Genomic DNA, 23,284 nt, shown 5'->3' on the forward strand with positions numbered 1-23,284 from the left:
TTTTGCTTACGACCGCTTTATATTTATACACATGGTGTATTCGAAGCTGGTTTCATTTTTGATTGCCCTTGTGGCAATCCTTTTCGTGTCATTCTTTGTGCGTGACTGGTATGTGCTGCATCAGTGCGGTGCTGTTCAGTCGTGTCTAGATTCTACCAGCGATTTTCAGAACATCACAAAGTTTATTGTAACCTTTATTGCAACGCTGCTTGCGTTTACGATTGGCAGACGTTCAGTCACTAGGCGCGACCGCTTCTTTTTACAGATGAGTTTTTTGATGATTCTTTGTGCTGACTTTTGTTTTAAAATTCTGTACAATTATTTTGGCACGCCTGACACTCGTGAAAATTTTATAACACTTGGCATCGGCTTTTTCTTCATGGCACAGTTGATTTTAATTTATCGGCACTCGCGTACAAAGAATACAGACTGGTCGTTCCCGTGGATTTACTGTATCCCGTTTGCGGCTGTGATTGCGATGCTTTTCCTTGCGTATTTCAAGGTCCTTGAATCCGTGATGCTCATGGCTGTTATTGCGTACGCGCCGACGTTGCTTTGTTCGCTTTACATGGCGTGCAGGGCGACAACGCTAGGCTTTTTCCCGGAGAAAAATGCGTTCTTCATCATGTTCGGGATGATTTGCTTTACGTGCTGCGATGCGCTCACGGGAATTTCGCTCCTTACGGGGGCGGACCATTCAACCCGTGAAATCTTGGCGGTCGTGTCAAATAACTTTATTTGGCTTTTCTACGTCCCGGCCATTGTTTTCCTTGCTTTGAGCGGATATCGCCGCAACGTTTAGCCTACATGGTTGGTTCTTTTTTCTTAAAATTCTATTATTACCTCGTTCAAAGAGGTCATAATGATTATTGATTTAAAAGGTATGGAGACGACTGTTCTCCCGAATTTTAAGGGTGGCGAAAAAGAATACAAGGCCAAGATGTATTTCGATGGTACGACGCGCATTATGCACGGAACGCTCGAAGCTGGTGCTTCTATCGGTTACCACAAGCACGAAACTAACAGCGAAATTATGTTCTTTGTCTCGGGGAAGGGCAAGGTACTTTTTGATGATGGTGTGGAATATGTCGAGGCAGGCCAGTGCCATTTCTGCCCGAAGGGCCATTCCCACAGCTTGATTAATGAAGGTCCGGAAGATCTCGTCTTTTATGCGACGGTCCCGGAACTCGGATAAGTTTAATTTAATGGAGAAAATATGTCTAAATTAATGCGTTCTATTTCTGGTATCCGCGGAATCGTTGGCGATACCCTTACTCCGCAGGTTTTGCAGAGCCATGTGCGTGCATTCCTCGAAATCACGAAGGCTAAGCGCGTGGTCATTGGCCGCGATAGCCGCCCTACAGGCGATGCCATCGTTCAGTTTGTCGCTGGCATTTGCCGCCTTTCTGGCGTGGATGTCGTGGATGTTGGCCTTTCGACGACACCGTCTGTGGAACTCTTGACGACGCATTTCAAGGCTGATGCGGGTATCATCATTACTGCAAGCCATAACCCACTCGAATGGAACGCTCTCAAGTTCCTCAACAACAAAGGCCTTTTCCTCGGTCCGGATGATGTGAAGCAGCTCTTTGCTCTCGCTGATGCAAACCAGTTCTGCTATCCGGATTACCGCACGATGGGCAAGTACGAAGTTGCCCCGGATGCCGATGGCATTCATATCGATGGTACGCTCAAGATTCCGTTCGTGGATGTCGAAGCCATCAAGGCCAAGCATTTCAAGGTCGCTGTCGATGCCGTGAACGGTGCCGGTAGCTTTATTGTGCCGCGCCTCTTGGAACAGCTCGGTTGTGAAGTTATCCGTGTCCATTGCAGCCCGGATGGCACGTTCCCGCGCGGAGCAGAACCGATTCCTGAAAACCTCGGTGACTTGCGTAAGGCTGTCAAGGATAACGGCTGTGCTGTCGGCTTTGCCGTGGATCCGGATGCAGACCGCTGCGCTCTCGTCGATGGTTTGGGACAAAGTATCGGCGAAGAATATACGCTTGCAATTGCAACGGACGAAGTACTTGCTCAGAAGAAGGGTAGCGTTTGCGTGAACCTCTCCACGAGCCGCATGAACGAAGATGTCGCTGCCAAGTACGGTTGCGAATTCAGCCGCGCGAAGGTCGGTGAAATCAACGTGAGCCTCCAGATGATTGAAAACGGTTGCGTCATCGGTGGTGAAGGTAACGGCGGTGTGATTCTCCCGGCGCTCCACTACGGTCGCGATAGCCTTGTGGCTGCAGCACTTGTGCTTAGCTGGATGGCCCACCACAATGGCGGTCCGGAAAAGTTCGTGGCTGAAAATCCGGCTTACGTAATGCCGAAGAAAAAGTTCGAACTCGGCGACAAGAAGGTTGCTGACATTCTCCCGAAGGTCAAGGCAGAATTTGCTGGCTGGAAGATGGATGAACGCGACGGTCTCTGGCTCGGGAGCGAAAAGTCCTGGGTACATGTTCGCGCCAGCAACACGGAACCTGTAATCCGCGTGATTGCCGAAGCTCCGACTGCTGAAGAAGCCGAGACTCTTTGTAGTAAAGTTGAAAAATTGATTTAGTCGCAAACAACAAATTAAACCAAAAGGGCTCGCCGTTTCCGGCGAGCCCTTGAACATTAGAGAGTGTATAGGAAATCTTTAGAACTGTTCGAAGAACTTGTGGACTTCTTCAGGGACCCATGTCTGTTCCCAGTTCCAGCCAACGCCCATGTTACCGGTGTCGTGAGCTGTCCACTGATGGTCACCCGGCCAGCTGCACCATTTGACCGGGAAGCGTTCGTCGACGGTCGTGAAATCGTAGCAGACGTGTCCGGTATTACCGCTCACTTCCTTGGGCTTTTCGGAGCTTGCGTCGGTGAAGTCGCCGTTGGCGTCGGCCTTGCCGTTCCGCTTGAGGATTCTCGGGAGGGCGCTGTTCTTGGCGCGGTTGTAATCGCATCTGCCGTCGTTTTTGCCGTGAACGTTCATCCAGGCGATCGGCAAGTTCTTCATGTTGTTGCCTTCGGGGAGCCAAATGTTATAGTCTGCGACGGCGTAAGTGGCTGCAGCGCGGACGCGGCTCTGCATGTCTTGCATAAGTGAGTAGCTGAACATGGCGCCAAAGCTAAAGCCTGTAATGAACACGCGGCTAGTATCAATGCAATAGTTGTCGTTCAAAGTCGTGAGTGTCTGTGCAAAGAAATCGTGGTCGCCCTGCCCCTTGGTCCAGAGGCCGCCAATGGCGTCAAGCGAAACGAAGATGTAGTCGCCGTTCTTATCGAGCACTTGCTGGCCGTAGTACGGAGTCGGATGGTCGTAGTCTGCTTTGTGATGCACGAAGTCTTCACCGCGGCTACCGTAGCAGTGTAAGGCAAAGAGAACCTTGTGCGGTTTCTTGTTGTCGTAGTTCTTCGGCAAGGTGATAAAGTAATCGCGGGTGTCGCTACCGACTTTGATTTGGAACTGGTCGCCGTTTTCGACGCTTTTGACTTTCTTCAGTGTGGAGGTGGTGCCGCAGCCCTTACTCGGAGTCGGTGCGTTCTTCAAGGCGTAACCAAACTTGTATGTAGGTTCGGATTTTTTGAGTTTCACGTCAACGGTCGTGTCGAGTGTTCCGAGCGGCACGGTGAGCGTGTCATAGCCTTCGAATGTAAAGCGGAGTGCTTCGTCCTTGGCGGCATCCTTCATGAGGGCGTTAGCCTGTGAGCCGAAGGAGCTGGTAAAACTTTCGTCCGTTGTGAACTTGAAATTCTGCTTGGCAGAGCCGACAGAGACCTGTGCAAAGTAAGTACCGCGTGCGTTCAAACCTTTGCCCAAGTCGTATGTGCCTGCGCCCTGCAATGTCTTTTTGAAAATCTGGTGGCCGAGCGAGTTGTAAATTTTCACCTGCACGGGCGAGGTGCTGCTCTGGGAGTAAGAGAGAATGCCTTTGTTTACGCTGATATAGCCAACGGCGTTTCTGAAGCTCGGGTTGATGCCCACTTCGTCTTCCTGGATGGTGAATTTACCCTTGTCGTCTGTCGTGGCGTTCTTGCCTTCTTTGAGTAAGTCAACCGAGACACCTTTGAGTGCCTTGCCGTCGTTGTCAGAAACGGTTCCCGTGATTGTGTATGCCGATGCCATCCCGCACAAGGCAAAACACGCGGCCGTAAATAGATTGGGCGCTTTAATCATACGTACTCCTTTTACCAAACTCCTAAGACACACCTCACTATAAACTAATCTAATTCCAGATGTGATGAATGTTACGCGTTTGCGCTCCATGTTTATGGATGAATTGTCTATAAAATGATTTTTACAAGTCCCGCTAAGGTTGGCGATGCCGAAGGGCCGGAATGCGCGGGCATGACAGAAAAAAGCGGCTCCTGGGGAGGAATCGCTTTTGGGTAGAGAGCTGATTTATGAAATTCGTTTATGATTAGAACTGTTCGAAGAACTTGTGAGCTTCTTCAGGAACCCAGGTATCCTGCCAGCCGGCACCGACATTCATGCTGCCGTTGTCATGAGCGGTCCACTGGTGTCCACCCGGCCAGCTGCAGAACTTCACCGGGAAGCGTTCGTCGACAGTCTTGAAGTCATAGCAGACGTGTCCGGTATTGCCGTTGTTTTCCTGGGGCTTTTCGGCGCTGGCGTCAGTGAAGTTGCCGTTAGCGTCAGCCTTACCGTTTCTCTTGAGGATTCTCGGGAGAGCACTGTTCTTCGCGCGGTCGTAATTGCACATGCCGTCATTCTTGCCGTGAACTGCCATCCATGCAATCGGCAAGTTCTTGGCATCATAGCGACCTGTTCCTGCAGCCGGGAGCCAAATGTTGTAGTCTGCAGTTGCGTAGACGGCTACAGCGCGGAGTCTTTCTTGCAAGTCCTGAGCGAGAGAGTTCGTGAACATGGCGCCGAAGCTAAATCCTGTGGCGAACACGCGGGTGGTGTCAACGCAGTAGTTGTCGAACATCGCAGTAATCATTTCGTCAACGAACTGGTGGTCTTCCTTGCCGTTCCAAGTACCGTTGTCGTTACCCTGAGGTGCTACGAAGATGTAGTCGCCGTTCTTGTCCAGTTTCTGCTGGCCATAATACGGAGTCGGATGGTCGTAGTCCGGATTATGGTGCACAAAGTCTTCGGCCTTAGATCCCATGCAGTGGTTTGCAATAAGGAGCTTGTGTGGCTTGGTGTTGTCGTAATTGTTTGGCAAGGTGATGAAGAATGTGCGATTCTTTCCTCCAACGTTAATGGAGAACTGTTCGCCATTTTCGACCTTTCTGTTGGATCTCAAGCTGGAAGCCTTGCCGCACCCTTTACTCTTGCGCGGTTCGTTCTTGAGGGCATAGCCGAATTTGAAGGTCTGTTCTGCCGGTACGCTCTTCGTGAGCTTCACGTTGAGCGTGGTATCGAGCGTGTTGAGCTTAATGGTGAGCGTGTCGTAGTCTGTTGCGACAAACTGGATGGCTTCACCTTTCTGGGCGTCCTTCATGAGGGCGTTTGCCTGCGAACCGAAAGAGCTCTCAAAGCTGCCGTCTGTCGTGAACTTGAATTTCTGCGTAGCAGAACCGACGGTAACCTGTGCAAAATAGGTGCCGCGAGCTTTGAGGCCCTTGCTCAGGTCGTACGTGCCGGAGCCCTGCAGAGTCTTTTTGAAAACCTGGTTGCCGAGCGAGTTGTAAATCTTTACCTGAACAGGCGAGGTGCTGCTCTGGGAGTAAGAGAGAATGCCATTGTTGACGCTGATGTATCCGACTGCGTTTCTGAAGCTCGGATTGATGCCCACTTCTTCTTCGTCTTCGTGGATAGTGAATTTACCCTGGTCGTCTGTCTTTGTGGTCTTGCCTTCCTTGAGCAAGCTGACGTCAACGTCCTTGATAAGTTTGCCCTGATCGTCGGAAACGGTTCCGCTAATCGTGTAGGCAAATGATGTGGTACATAAAGCCGCAACGCATGCTGCGGTAACGAACGAAAGACGTTTCGCTTTCATCGAACACTCCTTTTTGAAATCCAAAAATTTCTCTCTGGACCTCTTAACCCAATCCTAATTTATTTTCCAAAAAGAAAATAATCTCTTATGTAAATATATTGTTATGGACATTTTGTCAAGGACCTTGGACAAAGAACTGACTTTGTAAGAAATTTGTAAACTTTGGACGGGTCAAGTTAAATTCTATATATACACCTATGAACCACATTGCAATTTTTATCGACGCAGAAAACTTGACCAACTGGGTCAAAAATAACGGTGTACAGTCGCTTATGGATGAACTTTTGCCGCTCGGGCAGATTGTCGTGCGCAAGGCTTATGGTAAATGGTCTACGCCGCAGCTGATCCCATTGCAGTCCGCGCTCAACGAAAATGGCTTTGAACTCGTACACACGTTCCACCCGGTGAGCGGCAAGAATTCGACGGACATCAAGATGACGGTCGATACGATGGAAGTGGCGCTCGATTCCCAGGTGCAGTGGATTGTGCTTGCCACGGGTGATTCCGACTTTTCGCCGCTTTTCCGCAAGCTGCGTGAACAGGGAAAGGAAGTGATTGGCGTGGGGCCCAAGTCCCCGCTGAGCGAATGCGTCAAGAATTCCTGCTCCCGCTACATTTACACGGACGATGCGACCGGTGCCGATGACGATTCTGATGATGAGGTCGCCGATGCGAAGGAACGCGCAAACCTGATCGTTTCCGAGAAAATCGATTCCATGGAAATGCTCCGTAGCGTTTTGCAAAAAGAAGATGGCCCGATTGCTCTTGCGGCGATCAAGCCCAAGATGCTTGGACTCGATAACGCGTTTAACGAAAAGCGCCTCGGTTTCAAGACGTTCAAGGACTTCGTAAAGTCTGCAGACTTTGTTCAAATGACGGATGTGGGCGGCGGTTCATACATGGTCGCACTTGCCGAGCAGAAAGTCGCTGTTGAAGAAGATGCGCAGATGGTTTTGGCAAAGGCGCTCAAGCGTAAGGGCTGGGACATGTTCCCGCGCAACATGCTCAAGAAGATTTATGCTGAAGCTTGCGACCTCACTTCGTTTGTTCCGATGAACAAGCAGGACCTAGTTCAGGAGATTGTTGCAAAGAACATCGCCGGTACGACGAGCAGCATTATCAACCGCGCGCTGAGCACGTTCTTCAAGGCGAAACTCGTGACTATCAGCGGTGGCGATGACAAGCTCTGGACGCTTACCGAAACAAACCAGTACTGGAAAGAAATTGACAAGGCGATGCTTGACAGGCTCCGCGTAAGCCTCAAGGAGACTGGTCAGAAGGTCCCCAAGAAAGATATCGTCGCTATTTTGTACGGAAAGTACGCTGACGGCGAAGCCGAGAAGCTCGTATAATAAAAATGGCGGACAAAGTCCGCCTTTTTTGTTGTCGTTTTAGTAAAGTCTAGTCCAACTTGCCTTGATACAGATCCAGCAGATTGCGGGCCAAGAGGCTTGTGTACTTGGCGTTGGTGAGCGTGGACTGCGCGCTTTCAAGGCGGTTCTTTTGTGTGAGGTAATCGGTGTACGTGAGGGCGCCTACGTTACGTTGTTCTTCGGCGACTTGCAGTGCTTCGTTTTCCGCTTCGACCTGGAGGATTGCAGCCTTCCACTGCATGTCTGCGCTGAGGGCGTTCAGATAAAGTTTTTCGATATTGTTTTCGAGCGTCTTTGCCTGTTCCTTCAAGGCGACCTGACTTTCGGTTTCGCTAATCTGTGCCTGCAAGACCTTGTTCTCGGTTGCACCGCCGTCGATAATCGGGATGTTGATGTTCAACGAAACGCTGTGCGAATAGCCGTTCTTGAGCTGGCTGCCGTACTTCTTGGATTCCCAGGCCTGGAGGCCGGTACTTGCGCTTGCACCGAGCGAGACCTTGATGGACTTGCCCTTGCCTGCAATTTCGGTATTTTTCTTTGCAACCTGGATGGCGAGGCTGTCAGACTTTAAACCCGGATTCGTTTCCGTGGCTGTAGCTTGGAGTGCGTCGAGAGTCGGAATCGGCTTGAGGGCATCCGGTGTCTGGATTTCGGATTCTGGTGCCGAAACTTCGAACGCTTCGCTTTCCGGGAGTTCCAAAAGCTGACGGAGCGTCGTCTTTGCGGTGTTCACGCTCAACTGAGCGGCAAGCTGGGACGCTTCCTTCTGGAGCACGTTTGCCTGCGACTGCGTCAAGTCCTTCTTGGTGATGGAACCTGCTTCGAACAACGTGTTGTAGTGCTCAAACTCTGCCTTGGCAAGTTCAACGGTCGCATCTGCGGTGTGCAACTTTTCGATTGCGGCGAGCAAGTTCATGTAAGCGTTCAAGACGCTTTCTTGCACGGAACGTTCTGTTTCCTTTGTCGAAAGGCGCGTTGCTTCCTTGTTGATTTCATTTGCCTGGATGGAAAGTCTCGTAGAGCCGCCGTCCCAGAGCGTGTAAGAAGCGCTAAGGCCTGCGTTTAAACGGTAATGGTCTTGCGGGCCGTCTCTGAACGGGGAATCGTAAAGGGTATTGCCGATGCTTGCCGAGAGCGTGGGGTAGTTTCCGACTTTAGCCTGTTCGAGGCTCACATCAGCTTTCTGTTCGCGGAGCTTTGCGGATTCGAGCTTGAGGCTCTTTTCTTTCGCCTGCTTGAGGCATGCGCTTAAGGTCCAGGAACCATCAGCGAAAACGAGCGATGCTGACGCAAAAATACCGAGAACGATTGCTTTTCTGTAATTCATACCTTTTAGATGCCCCAGCTATATATTTTGGTTGCGTGGATTTTAAGATAGCAAATTTGTACAAACACAAAAAGGCTTCCTTGCGGAAGCCTTTTCGAATGGACGGTACTGGATTTGAACCAGTGACCTCTGCCGTGTGAAAGCAGCGCTCTAAACCAACTGAGCTAACCGTCCGAGGTGAGAGCAAATATAGAAAAGCTATTGAATGTTGTCAAGAGGTTTTAGACGAAAGACCGCTTACGCTGGTAGACGAGAGACGAAAGAAGTTGCTTTCTATAAAATTCAATCCCGGAACGGAGTCCGGGATGATATTGAAAATCTCTAGTCTTTCGTCTGTAGGCTCGTAGAGCCGTTCTTTCGTCTAACTACAGGAACTTGTCTTCGGCGGCGCGGAGGATGGTGAGGAACTCTGCCGGGGTCTTCGAGGCAATGAGGTCCTTGCGCACGTTGCCGTCAGCGAGGAGGCGGCTCACAGAAGAAAGTGCCTTGAGGTGCGGACCGACTGTGTTGCCCGGGCTCACGATGAGGATGAGCAAATAAACCGGTTCACCGTCAAAGGACTGGAAGTCGAGGCCCTTTTCGATAGTGGCGGCGACCATGCACATGCGGTCTACGTAGTCAATCTTAGCGTGCGGGACGGCAAGTCCGCAACCGATGCCCGTGGAACGGCTCTGTTCGCGCGTCCAGATGGCTTCGAAGATTTCGTCGCGGTGGTCAAGTTTGTAGGCGCTGCAAAGAGTATCAACCAATTCGTTAAGAATGGCTTCCTTAGTTTCGCTGGAAGAGTTAATCAAGATGCAATTATCTACAAATCTTTCAGAAAGTCGCATGATTTATAATGTTCCTTTTTGTGTATCTGTCAAATAACCATTTTAGAATAATTATTGCCGTTTGGTAAGATTTATATCTAAAATATGTTTAAAAAAGAAGATAATTCTATCTGTGAAGTGGTATTTTCGAGCCTGTCGATGGCTTTTCGCATGAGCGCGACGTCAATTTGGCCGGGGGCGGCCGCCTTTCCGATGGAACCGTAAGTGAGGTTTGCCCCCTCTTTCAAAGACCAGATTCGGCTGATTTTTCCGGTTTCTCCCATGCCGAATGCGGCGATGAACTTGAACCCTTTTGCTCTTTTGGCGAACTTGTAGAGGCGCGAGCAGTCGTCGTCGGAGTTGCTCATGGCGGCAATTTTGATGCCGTCTGCCTTCACCCGTTTGACGTCGGTGAGGTAGTTCTTGAGTTCAAGGTCGGTTGGGATGCGGGTGAAGTTGTGCTCGGAAATGAGGATTTTCACGCCCTTCGGGGCCGCAAGTTCACGGAGCTTGTCGTAGTCGTGCAGGCAGTCGCGTTCAAGGTCCAGCCATTCCGGCACGTCCGATGCGTTGAGAATTTGTTCAAAAAGTCCAAGGCGCTCGATGGCGCGTGCGTCGGGGAATGTACCGCCGTCACGCTTGAGGCGGATGGTTCCGAGCTGTATTGCCTTCGGGACGAGCTTGCGGATTCGCGCAGAAAGTCCTTGCCATTCGGATTCGTCAAAAAAATCGTAACGGATTTCGAGGATGTCGCAGCTTTCAAAGTCAATGCGCGCCGGGTGGAGTTCTTCGCTTTCGGCGGCGGTAAGCGTTTCGGGACTCACGAGCCCGACTAGGTATTTTTGAGAATCTGTTGGCATGGTAGTATAAATATAGAATATAGACGAGAGACGAAAGACGAGAGATATTGAATGCACGCGAAGCGTGCCAATATAGCAATCGGCTAATGACCAATGACTATTGACTAATAACAGTTGACTAATGGCGATTGACGAACGATAATATATTGAATTTTCTACATTATAATAGAACAAAAGGATTATTTATGGCAGATTGTAACGAAAACAAAGAAAAGCAGACCCCGGACATGCTCAAGAAGGCTGAAGAATACCTCGCCTCCAAGCGTAGAATTTTCTTGTGGGGTGGTGTCGATGACGAAAGTGCCGAACGCATTGTGAAGCAGCTCCTGTACCTGGATTCCCTGAATCACGAAGACATTATTTTCTTCATCAATAGCCCAGGTGGCGTGATTTCCTCTGGCCTTGCCATTTACGACTGCATGAACGCTATCCAGAGCGATGTCGTGACGGTTTGCTGCGGACAGGCTGCCTCTATGGGTGCCGTGCTCCTCACCGCCGGTGCTAAGGGCAAGCGCTGTGCATGGCCGAACGCCCGCATCATGATCCACCAGCCGCTCATTCACGGCGAGATTGTGGCGCCTGCAAGCGATATCCAGATCCAGGCCGAAGAAATGCTCCGTATCCGTGGCATCACGGGCAAGATTCTTGCTGAAACTTCTGGCCACACGATTGAACAGATTGACCGCGATACCGAACGCGACAACTTCATGTCTGCTGAAGAAGCTAGGAACTACGGTCTCGTAGATAAAGTCGAGAGTATTGTCTAATGGGTTTATTTTCTGCAATTAAGAGCGGCCTTGCCAAGACCCGTGACGCTCTCCTCGGGGAGTTGAAGGGTATTGTCGGTGCCGGTAAGATTACGGACGAGACGCTCGAGGAACTTGAAGAGCATCTCATCAAGGCTGACGTCGGCGTCGAAGCGGCGTTCCTTTTGACGGATGCGCTCCGCGAAAACGCTTTGGGCAAGTCGCTTACGACAGAGCAGGTACTTGACATCATGCGTAACGAAGCGGAACGCTTGCTCAAGGATCCGCCTCCGTTTGAACTCAAGGGCAAGCCGCATGTGGTGCTCGTGATAGGTGTGAACGGAGCAGGCAAGACGACTACAATCGGTAAGCTTGCCGCCCGCCTCAAGAACGAAGGCAAGAAGGTCATGATTGCCGCTTGCGATACGTTCCGTGCCGCTGCAATTGACCAGCTTGAAACATGGGCGCAGCGCTCGGGTGCTGAATTCGTGAAGCATCAGGAAGGCTCCGACCCGGCTGCTGTGGCGTACGATGCTTGCAGCGCCGCTGTCGCCCGTGGTTGCGATGTCGTCTTGATTGATACCGCAGGTCGTCTGCACAATAAAGATTACTTGATGGAAGAACTCAAGAAGATTGTCCGTGTCATCAAGAAGGTGAGCCCGGACATGCCGCACGACATGTGGCTTGTGATTGACGGCAACACCGGACAGAACACCATCAACCAGACGAAGATCTTCAACCAGAGTTTCCCGCTCACCGGTCTTGTGGTGACAAAGCTCGATGGAACCGCGCGTGGTGGCTCCGTGCTCTCGATTGCAAGTTCGTTGCAAATCCCGATCCGCTGGGTCGGCATGGGCGAACGCATTGACCAGCTCGTGGAATTCAACAAGCGCGACTACGTTGACGGTCTTTTTGAAAACGCTCTAGAAAACAGGGAGTAGTCTATTGCTCTCAAAGCTTCGTGCAATACTTGCGTTTCTGCATTCGGCTATCTATGTGATCGCCCTCGTTGTTGGGGTAGTCCTTTTGGCGTTGTTCTTTTTTTCAAAGACGCCCGAGAAGACCGATGAACGCCTAGTCTCTGCGTTTGTAGAAATGCGAGTTGCCGAACAGCTTTATGGTGGCGATTCCCCCATGGGGCGCCTTGTACGCCGTGAAGTCCTGAAAAAGTACGGCTATACCCGTGAAGAATTCCTCAAGGCTACAGATAAGGTCCTAGATAAAGGTGAAGGCTGGATGCCTTTCCAGATGGCAGTCTCGGAACGTATTGACTCTTTGCTTGGAATGCCTAAAGTGATTCCGATACAAAAGAAGGACAAAAAATGATGAGAGCGTGTCTGTGGGTTGTTATGGTTCTAAACCTTGCGCTGTCTGCTTTTGCGGCTCCTCCGCCAAAGCCTAAGCTTGTGCATTGGATGAACTATACCGAAGCTTTGGAAAAGGCGAAAGATTCAAACAAGCTTATTTTTGTAGATCTTTATGCGGACTGGTGTGTGCCTTGCCGAATCATGGATGCGAACACTTATTCGGATCCGACGGTAGCATCGATTCTGAATACAAAGTTTATTCCGGTAAAGCTCGATGCCGATTCTCAGGATACAATTGTTTGCGATGGAAAACGCAAGACGGTGCAGCGTTGTTATTTTGATGTCTGGAACCTGAGCGTGTTGCCTGCATTTGTCCTTATTGCCCCGAAAGGGCTTTCGATTTTGACGATAAAGGATTCATTTACTGCTGAGGAAATGAAGTATTTGCTTTATCAAATTCTCGAGAAAGAGAAGGAGTGGATTTCGAAATGAGTGAAAACGTTCTCTTTTATGCTCAGATTGCATTCTGGGTTCTTTTGTTCTTGATTGTCCATTGCTATTTGCTGTTCCCGATGACGCTCCCGTTTGTGAGCGAAATCTTCAAGCGCAAAAAGAAGCCGGTGGATGGCGCCTCCGAACTCCCGACGGTGTCTATCCTGATTTCGGCATATAACGAAGAAGCGGTGATTGAACGCAAGATCCGCAATATTCTTGAAATTGACTACCCCAAGGAAAAGCTGGAAGTCCTGATCGGCGATGACGGCTCTGCGGACAAGACGGCTGAAATTGTCGCCCGCTATGCTGACCAGGGAATTACTTTGGTCAAGGCTCCGAAAAATGCGGGCAAGGCTGCCATGCTGAACCGCTTGCAGAAAATTGCAAAGAACGATATCCTCTTGTTCTGCGATGCAAATACGATGTTCTTCCCGAATGTGGTACGCAAGCTTGTTGACCCGTTCAAGGATAAAAAGATTGGTTGCGCTTGCGGTCACTTGATTCTTTCGGACAAGAGTGGAAGTGTGCTTGGCAAGGGCGAAAGCTCTTACTGGGACTTGGAAAGTGAAATCAAGAAGTTCGAGGGCGTTCTCGATCGTTTGATTGGCGGTAACGGTGCGCTTTATGCGATTCGCAAGGAACTTTATACGGAACTTCCGGTCAAGAAGAGCGTCATGGACGACTTCTTTGTGACGACGAAAATTTTGCAGAAGGGCTACTTCTGTACGTTTGTTGATAGCGCTATTGGTACGGAACAGACTTCGAAGGAATCGAGTGGTGAATACAGGCGCAAGGTGCGCATTGGCCGTGCGAACTTCAATTACCTGTTCTCTTACTTGCCGCTGTTGAATCCGTTCCGCCCGTTGCTGGCTTATCTGTTCTTCTCGCATAAGATTGTGCGCTGGTTCTCACCGCATATCATTATTCTTTTGTACGTGGCAAATGCGCTCCTTTTGACGAAGGGACTTTTCTATCAGGTTTCCTTTGGTTGCATGACGCTTGCGCTGCTTGTGGCGGTGACGCGAATTTTGCCGAGCGCCTATTATTTCTTGCTCATGAACCTCGCGATGCTCAAGGGATTTTTCCTTGCGTTTAAGCGTGAACGCAGCGGTGGCTGGGCTCGCGAAGCCCGCAGTGATGAGTAGTGTTAGATGAAAGACCGCAACGCTGGTAGACGAGAGACGAGGGTAATATGAAAAAGTTTTTGACAGCTATTATATTTGCGCTTGCGTTTGTCGCTACTCCGGCGAGCGCTTTTACAATGGATGCTCAGGGCGGTATCTGCAATCGCGTGAGCAGCATGGGCGATTTCAACATGAGTTTCTATGGCCATCTGTGGTATCCGATTGACCAGATGGTTTTTGCAGGTGTCGGTGTTGGCTATGAGGAACTTGACAACGTTGGATACGTTCCCGTTTCCGGAAGCCTCTGGGTGCGTCTCCCGATTGGTCGTACTGTGTTGCCGATCGCTACAGGCGATTTCGGCTACATGTTCGGCAAGGACGATCAGATGTTCTGGCGTGCCGGTGGCGGACTCGACATTAAGAATGGCGACCGCACGTCGATTATTGTTTCGACCGGTTACCAGTTCTTGAACCACTCCGGCGAAGGCTACTGGTACTTGCAAGCCGGCATTCTCATTGAGATGTAAATTTGTTTTAAATAATACTTGTTTTTTTTCAATAATTATGCCGCATTTGCGGCATCTCTTTTTTCTTCGTCATCCTGAACCCGTAGGCGCGAAGACAACCTCAAAAGGCGAGTGTTGCAGTCATGCTTGCATGGATATAACCGAGCCTAAGAGGTTGGGGCCTGCCCCATCCAGTCAAATCTAGTTATCGCATATAACACTTTTATATATAAATTTACATTGGAAAATTTTAAACATAGGAAAATCTCTTATGGAAAATAAAATGAACAAGTTCGGATTGAAAAGACTGCTCGCTGTTTTGGCGGTCGCCTTTGCATGCGTTTGTATGTGGGGGTGTTCGGATGAAAATATTGAAGAATTGTCATCTCATGATTTAATTGGCTATTCAGGAGATTCTTTGGTAGTGTATATAGAAAGAAAATATGAGGAAAGTTGTCTTGCCAAACCCTTGGGTGATGATTGTTCTACTAGGGAAAAGGGGACAAGAATTGTTGTAGATAATTTTTATACAGAAGAGAATGTCTGGAAAAGCGACAAACTGAGGGATCAGTATGTTGTAAATGTTTATGACTTGGTGGATGACTCGACGGTGATTGAATTCGAAAAAAACAAAAGTCACTTCTACAAGTGGACTTTGGGTAAGGACTCCGAAGACTTGGGTTATTTTGAGTGGGATGGCTGTAGTACGAAAGAAAAGGTTGGATCCATTCGTCCTTGGGGTGATGGAAAATGGCGACTTGTGGGGAGTACTGAAGATTGCGGCTACGCAATCGTGGATGTGGCAAAAAAGAAAATAACGGGGTATGAAAAGTTAGAGAAATTTGCAGAAGAGTGCTCTGATTTATGGGATCATGAAGGGGTTAAGTACTGTGTGGGTGCTGTCAAAAAGGATTCTGTAATGTCTTATTATGAACGATTCTTAGCGGGAGCTATGATTAGAAATGACAAAGGAGTAGGTGATACTTTATGGAATAATCAAATTGAAGGGGCTAGCTTGAATTCTTACCATGCGGTTGAATTTAAAAATGCGTTTGTTTGCTATTTAGGGAATTATTATAAAGTTGATTATAAAACTGTAAAATTGGTATTTGATCATTAATAGAGGGAATTAATGAAAAGATTAATTTGCTGTATCGTATCAATTGCTCTTTCGCTGATTTTGGCGAAACCTATGGAAAGTATAGAGCGTTACAATATAATTTTAGTTCATGGTGCTGCAGATAGCTTATCGGGTATGTATTGTGAGGCACCTGATTTGAAGGCTCCTTTTGAGTTTTGAATGTCTGTTGCTGTGTCAAGTGGCCGCGTAAAAAATGCCCGCACATGGCGGGCATTGTAAAATTATGAACTGAAAGAATCCTATCGGTCGCGACTTTCCTTTCAGGACGAACCTCTAAGTTCTAAGCTCTAAGTTTTAAATTCTAACTCACCCCTTCGCAATCATTTCCATGAATTCGGAGTCGAGTAGGTCTTTTTCCGTTTATTGCCTTACGCCACCAGATCCATCAAGTCGAAGTACATCAATCGTGTATGCGGATCGTTGTCTTCCAGATTCATCATGCGGAATCCGTTCTTTTCGTAGAACGGAACTGCTGCCAAGTAGGCGTCAACCGTTATAAAGCGACAGCCTGTCTTGTTGTTGATGACGAACATGGACTTGATGATGTTTAGAACTTGTGTACCGAGTTTTTGCTTTTTGGCGCAGATGTCAACGGCTAGGCGGCAGAGCTTCACGGCGGGGTAGCTTTTTAGCCTTTTCTCGTTCGGGAATCCTTGTTTACGGCGGAATCTGTTGAATTCCGTCATGCTAGGAAAGTCGCTGGTTGCGATTTTGTCGTTTGCCAAGCTAAAATAGGCTAAAGGCCTGCTGGTGTCGTTGATGTCAACACAGGTGTAGCTGACCGCTAACATGTATTTGTCAAAAAGAGTTGCGCGATTTAAAATGAAATCGTTTAAATCAGCATCTCCGCAGTCAAAACTTTTGACTTTGTTGAATGGTTGCAGTCGAATAAATCGAATAGACTCGTTATCTATATATTGTCGAACCATGGATCTTTACCTCCGTTAGCGGCTTCGCGGGCACGCTTTTCTCGCATGCCTCGTTCAAAAGCTTTTAGGAAAAATTCGTAGTCCCGTAAACGTTGGGCACGAGCTTCCGGAGTTTCGGGGTGCCTCTCCTGCATACGGGCGATAAACCGGCGAGCATCCTCGCCGAACAAAATCGGAGTTTCTCTGATGGGTCTTGCCATGAGTATCCTATTTGTTAGTTGTTAGAATAAAAGTAACTGATATATTAACGCCCGGCTGGACCGGATGGCATCCTCAATGGATCCGTACTAAAAAATATATAAGCCAAAAATAAAATGCAAGGGGTCGGAATTTTGACCGTTCATTTTGTCAACAACTGTTAGCAAGGGACTGTGGCAAATGTGCTATTTGTTAGTTGTTCAATAGTAAAAAATGCCCCGGATTTAATCCGAGGCGTTCTTGTCTAAATTCTGAGTTCTGCTGGCTGCTTACTGCGGCGAAGCCGTTACCCTTTCGCGATCATTTCCATGAGTTCGCGGTCAAGGCGTTCGGGGTTGTTGTATTGCTCCAGATTGTTGTGCAGTGATTCGCCCTTCGAAACGAGACCGAAGTCCAAGTTCTTGTAGTTCCAGTAGCTGTAACCCACGTCGGCATCGCGGAGAATGTCGAGGAAGTCACGCATCCAGGCGAGCTGATACTTGCGGGGGACTTGTACGTAAACGCCGAACTCGTTGCAGCTTACCGGCAAGTCGTACTTGGCGCGGAAATCAAGAGCGTTCTGGATGCTTGCCTGCAACTGGGCCTTGTCCCATCTGCCGTATTCCACGTTCAAGCGTGTCGTACCGCCGACTTCAGGGGCGGCGTAGTCACCCGGCCACGGACGTTCAATCTTGAAGAACGGATCGTCAATCCAGGCAGCGCCCTGGTGTGTAAATGTCACCGGCGTGTAGGTATGGAAACTGTAGATGGCGTTGTCGTCATCGAGCGGTGTCAGGAATTCGAATTCCCTTGCGCTGTTCCATTTGTTGGCGCCTACGACGATAGTGTTCTTTGGGGCGTGCTTGCGGATTTCCCAGAAGATTTCGTCCTTGACTTTATCCCAAACCTTGGAATCACTTGCGGCCGGTTCATTCAAAAGTTCCATCATCACGCGCGGCATGGAGCTATAGCGTTCAGCCATGAATGCCCAGATCTTGCGCGTGTCCTTGCGGGCGTTCGCATCGGCAAAGAAAGCTTGTTCGTGATTGCTGGCGAGGTGGAAATCGTGACCCGGGCATTTGTGCAAGTCGAGAATCACGTCTAGGTCTGCATTTTGAATATCCTTGAGCGCCTTGTCCAAAAGCGCAAAGATTTCTTCGTCCGGCTTGAGGTCGTCGCCTTTAAATAAATTAAAGTAGTCAACTGGCAAGCGAACGTGGTTGAACCCCGCATCGTGGATGCGCTTGAAATCGCTTGTTCCAAGGAACGTCTTGATGTGACCTACGACCCCCGGAAAACCGACAGGGTCCTTTTCTTCGATACAGTCAACCTGACTGAACCATCCGCCCAAATTCACTCCGCGCAATCTTTCTTTCTTCATGCGTGCCGTCCCATACTTTGGCTGCCGAAGCAGCCGGTTTGAATGAATAGGTTATTCGTTTACGATGTTCAAATCTTCATCGGCGATGTTCAAGTCCATGATGACTTCCATATCGTCGGGAAGGTTATAAAAATCTACAACCAGGCCCACCTTCTTGTCTTCGTCCTTTTGCTTGTCGAACTGGACGACGTCGTAAATTTTCATTTTGACGACAGCTTCCTGCGTCACAGGAATTTCGATGGTCATACCCTTGCTGATCGGGCCTTCTACAATCTTGCCCTTGAAAACCAGACTGGTCTGGTCTTCGCCGAGCGAGGTCTTCTTCACGTGAAATACAGCCATTATTCTTTAGCCATTAACGTTTAAATTAATCGGTTTGTTTTGACGTGGCATACAATTTCGCCACGCGTAAAAATTTAACTTTTTTACATGACTCTCCGTGTTGGTCGAATCCCTTTTTTGGTCTGTGCGCCGTTTTTCTTTAATTCTGTCGGGCGCGAAAATGAATTTTCAGAGGTGGCCTTTGTCGATGGCCCACCGAGTGTTCATAGTGCAGGCCTCAAGGATGGCTCTATCCACCTTTCGCCGGCATCTTCGATTACGTTTGCGCAAAAGCCGGGCGCCTTTGTGCTGTCTCCTTCGCTTTGTACCTCATGCTCCTTTGAGGTGCGATCGGTCAAGCTTTTTTCGCGTTACCCGATTGAGGAGCTTTCGGACAAACGTATCCGCATGACATCGCAGAGTAAGACGTCTGTTACGTTATTACGGATTCTTCTTGAAAATCGTTATGGCCTTCGTCCGGAATATTTGCCGGGGCTTGCGGCTGAATCGACCGATGATGCTTGCCTCTTGATTGGCGACTTGGCGCTTGAAGAAAATGAACGCCACCGCTTTGCGTATAGCTATGACTTAGGGACTCTCTGGCAGGAATGGCAAGGACTCCCTTTTGTGTTTGGTGCTTGGCTGATATCGAAGGATGCACTTTCGGCACGCTTGCGCCCTGTTCTCGATGATTACATGGTGCGCTTGGAAACAGGCATTCGCGAGTTCCGTAAAAATCCGTCGCAGGCGCTGGACGTGTGGCTTGCGAAGTATCCGGTGAATTTGCCTCGCCCTCTTATCGAAGATTACTTTAGTGTGCTCGATTACCATTTTACTGATGAACGTAAACAATCGTTATCACTGTTTTTCAAATTGGCGGCTCAAATGGGGCTTGTTGAATCTGCTCCTCCGATAGAGTTCCTCGAGTAATTTTATTTTATAGCGGTTGGAATGAGTGTTGGGATGGTAAGGAGAACAAAATGGTAGAGGAAAAAATCCTGATTGTCGATGACGATGATGTCGAATTAAAAAGAGACTCTGAAGTATTGACGTCAGTTGGTTATGAAGTGATCGGTTGCAAATCTGGCACCGAAGCTTTGGAGTACCTGAACAACAACCCAGTAGAGCTTGTACTGCTTGACGTGAACATGCCGGGAATGAATGGCTACGATGTTTGCCTGAATATCCGCAAGCAGTTCCCGCTAGATGACTTGCCGATTATATTCCTTACGAATCAGGAAAATGAAGCTAGTGTCACGCAGGGGTTCCAGTCGGGAGCTTCTGATTTTGTCTGCAAGTCTGCTGCACCGGACATCCTGCTCGCTCGAATTGGAGTGCATCTGCGACTGGCGCGTTCGCTCCGCAACTTGCGTGAGATTTCTTTGACGGACGACTTGACGGGCGCCTACAACCGTAGGCATGCTATCTGTTCGCTTCGAGAATTGTTTGCCCGCAGTAAGCGCTATGGTACGAATTTCTCGCTGATTTATTTTGACTTGAACGGTCTCAAAAAAATCAATGACCAGCATGGTCACTTGGCTGGCGACCTGTTACTCCGTTCTGTCGTGAACGCTTGCAACAAGCTGCTCCGCGAATCGGATATGCTGTTCCGCATGGGTGGTGACGAGTTCATGGTTATTTGCCCGGATACCGATTTGAAGGGTGCGTTTGTCTGTGCTGAAAGAATGCAAGAGGCTGTGAAGTCGCTTACGATTGTAGACCAGACGGTAGCCTTTGCGTATGGTACGGCAAGTTCTGCCGAAGACTACAAGGACATGGACGAAATGCTTCGCAGTGCGGATGCTTCCATGTACGAGTGCAAACGCAAGATGCGCGCGGAACGCGGTTAGTAACTGGTGATTAGTTAATAGTTGCTAGTTTAAGTATGGCGGCAAAGCCGCAAAAAGAAAAGCCGCGGATTTTTCCGCGGCATTTTCGCATTGTTCAAAATTGTCTCAATGGACTCGTTATGCAATCGCTGCTTTAACGGCATCCAACAGCTTCTGCATCTTTGCTTCGATGGTTGTCCAGTCGCCTGCCTTCATGAGTTCTGCATTGAAGATGCTTCCGCCGAATGAAAGCAAGTTTGCGCTAGCCTTGAGGTAGCTTGCTGCGTTTTCTGCGTTCACTCCACCGCATGCCATCAGCGGAATGTCGCGGAATGGCCCACGCAATGCCTTGATGTATTCCGGACCGCCTACGCAGTTCACCGGGAAAATCTTGATAGCGGTTGCGCCAAGGTCGTAAGCCTTCTGCACTTCGGTTGGCGTGAGCGCACCCGGGATAATCGGGATGCCTGCCGTATTTGAAAGGCGGATGACTTCGTGACGCGTGTTTGGCGTTACGATGAATTCGGCACCTGCAGAAATTGCCTTTTCCACATCGCTCCCGTGACGGACCGTACCTGCGCCGACCTTGATTCCAAGCGGCTTTGCAATGGACTTGAGCTTTGCGATAATTTCAGTTGCTGCTGCGGTGTTCATCGTGACCTCAATCGCCTTGAGTCCGCACTTTGCAGACGCGTTCACGCACGCTTCTTCGGCGCCCTGAGGAATGTCGCGGAGAATGCCCACGACCGGCATCGGTTGTAAAAATTCAAGGAAATTCATGACTTTAAAATAGCTTATGAATAGGGAATGTGACAAGAAAAATGAAATTTTTTCTTTTGACTATCCTACTCAAACCTGAGCGCTTCAATCGGGTCGAGCCTGCTTGCCTTGCGGGCGGGGTACCATCCGAAGAATACGCCTGTGGCAAAGCACACGCCAAAGCTCACGATAACGCTTGTGACGGAAACGCTCATGGGCCAGTTCATCGCAATCTTTACAGTTTCTGAAGCGGCAATGCCGAGCGCAATTCCGATGGCGCCACCGAGCAAGCTGATAATTACGGATTCGAACAAAAATTGTAAAAGGATGTCGCGGCCGCGAGCGCCGATAGCCATGCGAAGGCCGATTTCCTTTGTACGTTCAGTGACGGAAACGTACATGATGTTCATAATGCCGATACCGCCAACGAACAAACTAATTCCTGCGATGGCGGTCAGCACGAGCGAGAGCATGTCGGAAGTGCTTGTGACCATCTGGATCATTTCTTCTTGCGTGAACACGCGGAACGGGTCGGTCGGTTTAGTCCAGTTGCGGCGTTCCTTTAGAATGGTCATGATTTCTTCGGTCGCTTTTGCGGCATAGCCTTCACCGATGGAGTTCGCGTAAATCTGTCGGATATTCGTCGTGGCGGAGAATCGCCTCATCACGGTCTGGTACGGAGTGAAAATAACATCGTCCTGGTCTTGCCCGAAATCGCCGGAGCCTTTAGCCTTGAGTGTACCGATGACTTTTAGCGGGATGCTCTTGTAGCGGATGGTCTTGCCGATGGGGTCTGCGTCCGGGAAAAGGTTTTTGACGACAGTTTGGCCGATAACGCAGACCTTTGCCATGCGGTCGGTTTCGTCGTCAAACATGACGCCGTCCTGGATTTCGTAGTTGCGGATCTTGAGGTAGTCTGCAGAAACACCGGAGAGCGTGGTGGGGGAGTTATTGTTTCCAACTATTGCTTGGCCGCCAACGGTGACCATGGGGGAAACACCGTTGATGTAGCTTGCGTTTTCGCGGATGGCAATGACGTCCTCTTCTTCAAGAGTTTCTGTCGATTCCGTCTGGACGCCGCCCCGGCGGCTCTGGTTTGGCATGATGGTGATTGCGTTTGTACCCATTGCAGTCATCTGTTCCTTGATGGACTTCTTGGAGCCTTCGCCCATGGCGACCATGGTGATAACGGCTGCAACGCCGATGACTATACCGAGTACGGAGAGAAATGTGCGCATGCGGTTACGGAGCAACGCGCGGAGAGCGATTTTAGCTAAGGTAAACGGATTCATTCCACTTCTCCTTCATCGTCGTCTTCAAAGGTTTCTGGGGGCGGGAGCATTTCGAATGCGACTTTGGCGTTCTGCACGTTTTCGTTGATGACATCTTTTTTCAGGAGTCCGTCTCGGAGGGTGATAGTGCGTCCGCTGAAGGTGGCGATGTCTGGTTCGTGCGTCACGAAGGCGATGGTTTTTCCCTGGCTGTGTAGTTCCTGGAATATCATCATGATTTCGTAGCTCGTGCGGGTGTCGAGGTTGCCGGTCGCTTCGTCTGCAAGAATGATGACGGGGTCGTTCACAAGGGCGCGTGCAATAGCCACGCGCTGCTGCTGGCCACCCGAGAGCTGGTTTGGCAAGTGATTCATGCGGCTTTCAAGCCCAACCATCTTTAACGCTTCGATAGCGCGGTGGCGGCGTTCCTCGGCGGAAATCTTTGAATTATATAATAGGGGGAGTTCTACGTTTTCGATGGCGGTCGTGCGGCTGAGCAGGTTGTAGCTCTGGAAAACGAACCCGAGCTTCTGGCTCCGGATGCGGGCGAGCGCGTCGCGCTTCAATGTCTCGGTATGTTGTCCATCTAATATATAGTGTCCTGAAGTCGGTCGATCCATGCACCCTAGAATGTTCAGCATGGTAGACTTGCCGGAACCGGATGTACCCATAATGGTCACGAATTCGCCAGGGTAAATATCAAAGCTCACGCCACGGAGGGCATGTACAATTTCGTCGCCCATCTTGAAATCGCGACGTAAATTTTGGACAGAAAGTATCGGTTTGACTGTTTGCATAAAGACCTTTTTCTCAATTCTTTAGATGCTTTAACCCGTTGAATAGGTTGCTTTTACATCAAAAGAATATCATTTCCCCGCCTTTTCAAGGGTTGTTTACACTAAATGCACCAAAAAATTACATGATTATTATGTTTCAATGTATAAACGTTAAATTTTTTTTTATCTTATATTCCGAATTGGACCACAC

26 protein-coding genes and 1 tRNA gene are annotated in these 23,284 nt (G+C 49.3%); 14 read left to right on the forward strand and 13 right to left on the reverse strand.

Annotation, left to right across the window (positions count from 1 at the left end):
• Nucleotides 1-70: 70 nt before the first annotated feature.
• Genes FSU_RS09765 through glmM form a run of 3 tightly spaced genes read left to right on the forward strand, consistent with a single transcriptional unit; the run spans nt 71 to nt 2,557 of the window.
• The gene (locus FSU_RS09765) at nt 71-802 is read left to right on the forward strand and encodes a lysoplasmalogenase family protein (protein ID WP_244263607.1); all 732 of its coding nucleotides are present in this window, start codon (nt 71-73) and stop codon (nt 800-802) included.
• A gap of 60 nt (nt 803-862) precedes the next feature.
• Nucleotides 863-1,195 (forward strand): cupin domain-containing protein, encoded by a 333-nt coding sequence (locus FSU_RS09770; RefSeq protein WP_015732050.1) that lies wholly within the window; start codon nt 863-865, stop codon nt 1,193-1,195.
• 21 nt (nt 1,196-1,216) lie between these two features.
• Nucleotides 1,217-2,557, forward strand: a complete 1,341-nt coding sequence (glmM, locus tag FSU_RS09775) for a phosphoglucosamine mutase (protein ID WP_014546249.1) — start codon at nt 1,217-1,219, stop codon at nt 2,555-2,557.
• Nucleotides 2,558-2,635: 78 nt separating this feature from the next.
• Here the strand turns inward: glmM and FSU_RS09780 are convergent, their stop codons facing one another.
• Nucleotides 2,636-4,150, reverse strand: coding sequence for a T9SS type A sorting domain-containing protein (locus FSU_RS09780; protein WP_014546250.1), 1,515 nt, complete (start codon nt 4,148-4,150; stop codon nt 2,636-2,638).
• A gap of 244 nt (nt 4,151-4,394) precedes the next feature.
• A complete protein-coding gene (locus FSU_RS09785; RefSeq protein WP_014546251.1) occupies nt 4,395-5,942 on the reverse strand; it encodes a T9SS type A sorting domain-containing protein in 1,548 nt (515 codons plus the stop codon).
• Between the two features lie 197 nt (nt 5,943-6,139).
• Here FSU_RS09785 and FSU_RS09790 point away from each other — a divergent pair, with 197 nt between their 5' ends.
• Entirely contained in the window at nt 6,140-7,294 is a 1,155-nt protein-coding gene (locus FSU_RS09790; RefSeq protein WP_014546252.1) for an NYN domain-containing protein, read from the forward strand.
• A gap of 49 nt (nt 7,295-7,343) precedes the next feature.
• Here FSU_RS09790 and FSU_RS09795 read toward each other — a convergent pair whose 3' ends face one another.
• From FSU_RS09795 to FSU_RS09810, 4 genes are all read right to left on the reverse strand, one after another.
• The gene (locus tag FSU_RS09795; protein WP_014546253.1) at nt 7,344-8,642 is read right to left on the reverse strand and encodes a TolC family protein; all 1,299 of its coding nucleotides are present in this window, start codon (nt 8,640-8,642) and stop codon (nt 7,344-7,346) included.
• A gap of 99 nt (nt 8,643-8,741) precedes the next feature.
• Nucleotides 8,742-8,816, reverse strand: a tRNA-Val gene (locus tag FSU_RS09800).
• A 191-nt stretch (nt 8,817-9,007) separates the two neighbouring features.
• The gene (locus FSU_RS09805; protein WP_014546254.1) at nt 9,008-9,472 is read right to left on the reverse strand and encodes a PTS sugar transporter subunit IIA; all 465 of its coding nucleotides are present in this window, start codon (nt 9,470-9,472) and stop codon (nt 9,008-9,010) included.
• A 77-nt stretch (nt 9,473-9,549) separates the two neighbouring features.
• Entirely contained in the window at nt 9,550-10,311 is a 762-nt protein-coding gene (locus tag FSU_RS09810; RefSeq protein WP_014546255.1) for a type I 3-dehydroquinate dehydratase, read from the reverse strand.
• A gap of 185 nt (nt 10,312-10,496) precedes the next feature.
• Between FSU_RS09810 and FSU_RS09815 the strand changes: the two genes are divergently transcribed.
• The 8 genes from FSU_RS09815 (at nt 10,497) to FSU_RS16330 (ending at nt 15,789) form a co-directional block, all read left to right on the forward strand.
• Complete coding sequence (locus FSU_RS09815; RefSeq protein WP_014546256.1) at nt 10,497-11,078, forward strand: ATP-dependent Clp protease proteolytic subunit; 582 nt, start codon at nt 10,497-10,499, stop codon at nt 11,076-11,078.
• Nucleotides 11,078-11,998, forward strand: a complete 921-nt coding sequence (gene ftsY / locus FSU_RS09820) for a signal recognition particle-docking protein FtsY (protein WP_014546257.1) — start codon at nt 11,078-11,080, stop codon at nt 11,996-11,998. The genes FSU_RS09815 and ftsY overlap by 1 nt, the downstream gene beginning before the upstream one ends.
• A gap of 4 nt (nt 11,999-12,002) precedes the next feature.
• Nucleotides 12,003-12,383, forward strand: a complete 381-nt coding sequence (locus tag FSU_RS09825) for a hypothetical protein (protein WP_014546258.1) — start codon at nt 12,003-12,005, stop codon at nt 12,381-12,383.
• On the forward strand, nt 12,380-12,856 hold the full coding sequence (locus FSU_RS09830) for a thioredoxin family protein (RefSeq protein WP_014546259.1): 477 nt from the start codon (nt 12,380-12,382) through the stop codon (nt 12,854-12,856). The genes FSU_RS09825 and FSU_RS09830 overlap by 4 nt, the downstream gene beginning before the upstream one ends.
• Nucleotides 12,853-14,004 (forward strand): glycosyltransferase family 2 protein, encoded by a 1,152-nt coding sequence (locus FSU_RS09835; protein WP_014546260.1) that lies wholly within the window; start codon nt 12,853-12,855, stop codon nt 14,002-14,004. Before FSU_RS09830 ends, FSU_RS09835 begins: the two co-directional genes overlap by 4 nt.
• Before the next feature lie 47 nt (nt 14,005-14,051).
• The gene (locus FSU_RS09840) at nt 14,052-14,510 is read left to right on the forward strand and encodes a hypothetical protein (protein WP_014546261.1); all 459 of its coding nucleotides are present in this window, start codon (nt 14,052-14,054) and stop codon (nt 14,508-14,510) included.
• 250 nt (nt 14,511-14,760) lie between these two features.
• Nucleotides 14,761-15,609: a hypothetical protein gene (locus FSU_RS09845; protein WP_014546262.1), complete on the forward strand. Its 849-nt coding sequence runs from the start codon at nt 14,761-14,763 to the stop codon at nt 15,607-15,609.
• A gap of 12 nt (nt 15,610-15,621) precedes the next feature.
• Complete coding sequence (locus tag FSU_RS16330) at nt 15,622-15,789, forward strand: hypothetical protein (RefSeq protein ID WP_015732051.1); 168 nt, start codon at nt 15,622-15,624, stop codon at nt 15,787-15,789.
• A gap of 209 nt (nt 15,790-15,998) precedes the next feature.
• On the opposite strand, the gene FSU_RS09850 is transcribed toward FSU_RS16330, so the two are convergent.
• The 4 genes from FSU_RS09850 to FSU_RS09865 form a co-directional block, all read right to left on the reverse strand.
• Nucleotides 15,999-16,559, reverse strand: a complete 561-nt coding sequence (locus FSU_RS09850; protein ID WP_014546263.1) for a GNAT family N-acetyltransferase — start codon at nt 16,557-16,559, stop codon at nt 15,999-16,001.
• A complete protein-coding gene (locus tag FSU_RS09855; protein WP_014546264.1) occupies nt 16,541-16,759 on the reverse strand; it encodes a hypothetical protein in 219 nt (72 codons plus the stop codon). Before FSU_RS09855 ends, FSU_RS09850 begins: the two co-directional genes overlap by 19 nt.
• Nucleotides 16,760-17,043: 284 nt before the next feature.
• The gene (locus tag FSU_RS09860) at nt 17,044-18,117 is read right to left on the reverse strand and encodes a glycoside hydrolase family 5 protein (protein ID WP_015732052.1); all 1,074 of its coding nucleotides are present in this window, start codon (nt 18,115-18,117) and stop codon (nt 17,044-17,046) included.
• A 51-nt stretch (nt 18,118-18,168) separates the two neighbouring features.
• Nucleotides 18,169-18,459 (reverse strand): hypothetical protein, encoded by a 291-nt coding sequence (locus FSU_RS09865; RefSeq protein ID WP_015732053.1) that lies wholly within the window; start codon nt 18,457-18,459, stop codon nt 18,169-18,171.
• A gap of 87 nt (nt 18,460-18,546) precedes the next feature.
• Here FSU_RS09865 and FSU_RS09870 point away from each other — a divergent pair, with 87 nt between their 5' ends.
• Both FSU_RS09870 and FSU_RS09875 read left to right on the forward strand, forming a co-directional pair.
• Nucleotides 18,547-19,368 carry a menaquinone biosynthetic enzyme MqnA/MqnD family protein gene (locus tag FSU_RS09870; protein ID WP_015732054.1) on the forward strand — a complete coding sequence of 274 codons (822 nt, stop codon included), beginning with the start codon at nt 18,547-18,549 and terminating at the stop codon, nt 19,366-19,368.
• A gap of 50 nt (nt 19,369-19,418) precedes the next feature.
• Nucleotides 19,419-20,288, forward strand: coding sequence for a GGDEF domain-containing response regulator (locus FSU_RS09875; RefSeq protein WP_014546267.1), 870 nt, complete (start codon nt 19,419-19,421; stop codon nt 20,286-20,288).
• Between the two features lie 117 nt (nt 20,289-20,405).
• Here the strand turns inward: FSU_RS09875 and FSU_RS09880 are convergent, their stop codons facing one another.
• The 3 genes from FSU_RS09880 to FSU_RS09890 form a co-directional block, all read right to left on the reverse strand.
• Nucleotides 20,406-21,047: a bifunctional 4-hydroxy-2-oxoglutarate aldolase/2-dehydro-3-deoxy-phosphogluconate aldolase gene (locus tag FSU_RS09880; protein WP_014546268.1), complete on the reverse strand. Its 642-nt coding sequence runs from the start codon at nt 21,045-21,047 to the stop codon at nt 20,406-20,408.
• Nucleotides 21,048-21,112: 65 nt separating this feature from the next.
• Nucleotides 21,113-22,318 carry an ABC transporter permease gene (locus FSU_RS09885; RefSeq protein ID WP_015732055.1) on the reverse strand — a complete coding sequence of 402 codons (1,206 nt, stop codon included), beginning with the start codon at nt 22,316-22,318 and terminating at the stop codon, nt 21,113-21,115.
• Entirely contained in the window at nt 22,315-23,094 is a 780-nt protein-coding gene (locus FSU_RS09890; RefSeq protein ID WP_014546269.1) for an ABC transporter ATP-binding protein, read from the reverse strand. Before FSU_RS09890 ends, FSU_RS09885 begins: the two co-directional genes overlap by 4 nt.
• Nucleotides 23,095-23,284: the final 190 nt, after the last annotated feature.

Source organism: Fibrobacter succinogenes subsp. succinogenes S85 (assembly GCF_000146505.1).
GTDB lineage: Bacteria > Fibrobacterota > Fibrobacteria > Fibrobacterales > Fibrobacteraceae > Fibrobacter > Fibrobacter succinogenes.

Coding starts and splice junctions, on each gene's coding strand:
- FSU_RS09885 (WP_015732055.1), bottom strand. CDS start 22,318: ATGAATCCGTTTACCTTAGCTAAAATCGCTCTCCGCGCGTTGCTCCGT.
- FSU_RS09815 (WP_014546256.1), top strand. CDS start 10,497: ATGGCAGATTGTAACGAAAACAAAGAAAAGCAGACCCCGGACATGCTC.
- FSU_RS09860 (WP_015732052.1), bottom strand. CDS start 18,117: ATGAAGAAAGAAAGATTGCGCGGAGTGAATTTGGGCGGATGGTTCAGT.
- FSU_RS09830 (WP_014546259.1), top strand. CDS start 12,380: ATGATGAGAGCGTGTCTGTGGGTTGTTATGGTTCTAAACCTTGCGCTG.
- FSU_RS09835 (WP_014546260.1), top strand. CDS start 12,853: ATGAGTGAAAACGTTCTCTTTTATGCTCAGATTGCATTCTGGGTTCTT.
- FSU_RS09780 (WP_014546250.1), bottom strand. CDS start 4,150: ATGATTAAAGCGCCCAATCTATTTACGGCCGCGTGTTTTGCCTTGTGC.
- FSU_RS09770 (WP_015732050.1), top strand. CDS start 863: ATGATTATTGATTTAAAAGGTATGGAGACGACTGTTCTCCCGAATTTT.
- FSU_RS09870 (WP_015732054.1), top strand. CDS start 18,547: ATGACTCTCCGTGTTGGTCGAATCCCTTTTTTGGTCTGTGCGCCGTTT.
- FSU_RS09845 (WP_014546262.1), top strand. CDS start 14,761: ATGGAAAATAAAATGAACAAGTTCGGATTGAAAAGACTGCTCGCTGTT.
- FSU_RS09850 (WP_014546263.1), bottom strand. CDS start 16,559: ATGGTTCGACAATATATAGATAACGAGTCTATTCGATTTATTCGACTG.
- glmM (WP_014546249.1), top strand. CDS start 1,217: ATGTCTAAATTAATGCGTTCTATTTCTGGTATCCGCGGAATCGTTGGC.
- FSU_RS09890 (WP_014546269.1), bottom strand. CDS start 23,094: ATGCAAACAGTCAAACCGATACTTTCTGTCCAAAATTTACGTCGCGAT.
- FSU_RS09785 (WP_014546251.1), bottom strand. CDS start 5,942: ATGAAAGCGAAACGTCTTTCGTTCGTTACCGCAGCATGCGTTGCGGCT.
- FSU_RS09855 (WP_014546264.1), bottom strand. CDS start 16,759: ATGGCAAGACCCATCAGAGAAACTCCGATTTTGTTCGGCGAGGATGCT.
- FSU_RS09810 (WP_014546255.1), bottom strand. CDS start 10,311: ATGCCAACAGATTCTCAAAAATACCTAGTCGGGCTCGTGAGTCCCGAA.
- ftsY (WP_014546257.1), top strand. CDS start 11,078: ATGGGTTTATTTTCTGCAATTAAGAGCGGCCTTGCCAAGACCCGTGAC.
- FSU_RS09805 (WP_014546254.1), bottom strand. CDS start 9,472: ATGCGACTTTCTGAAAGATTTGTAGATAATTGCATCTTGATTAACTCT.
- FSU_RS09880 (WP_014546268.1), bottom strand. CDS start 21,047: ATGAATTTCCTTGAATTTTTACAACCGATGCCGGTCGTGGGCATTCTC.
- FSU_RS09840 (WP_014546261.1), top strand. CDS start 14,052: ATGAAAAAGTTTTTGACAGCTATTATATTTGCGCTTGCGTTTGTCGCT.
- FSU_RS09865 (WP_015732053.1), bottom strand. CDS start 18,459: ATGGCTGTATTTCACGTGAAGAAGACCTCGCTCGGCGAAGACCAGACC.
- FSU_RS09795 (WP_014546253.1), bottom strand. CDS start 8,642: ATGAATTACAGAAAAGCAATCGTTCTCGGTATTTTTGCGTCAGCATCG.
- FSU_RS09875 (WP_014546267.1), top strand. CDS start 19,419: ATGGTAGAGGAAAAAATCCTGATTGTCGATGACGATGATGTCGAATTA.
- FSU_RS09790 (WP_014546252.1), top strand. CDS start 6,140: ATGAACCACATTGCAATTTTTATCGACGCAGAAAACTTGACCAACTGG.
- FSU_RS16330 (WP_015732051.1), top strand. CDS start 15,622: ATGAAAAGATTAATTTGCTGTATCGTATCAATTGCTCTTTCGCTGATT.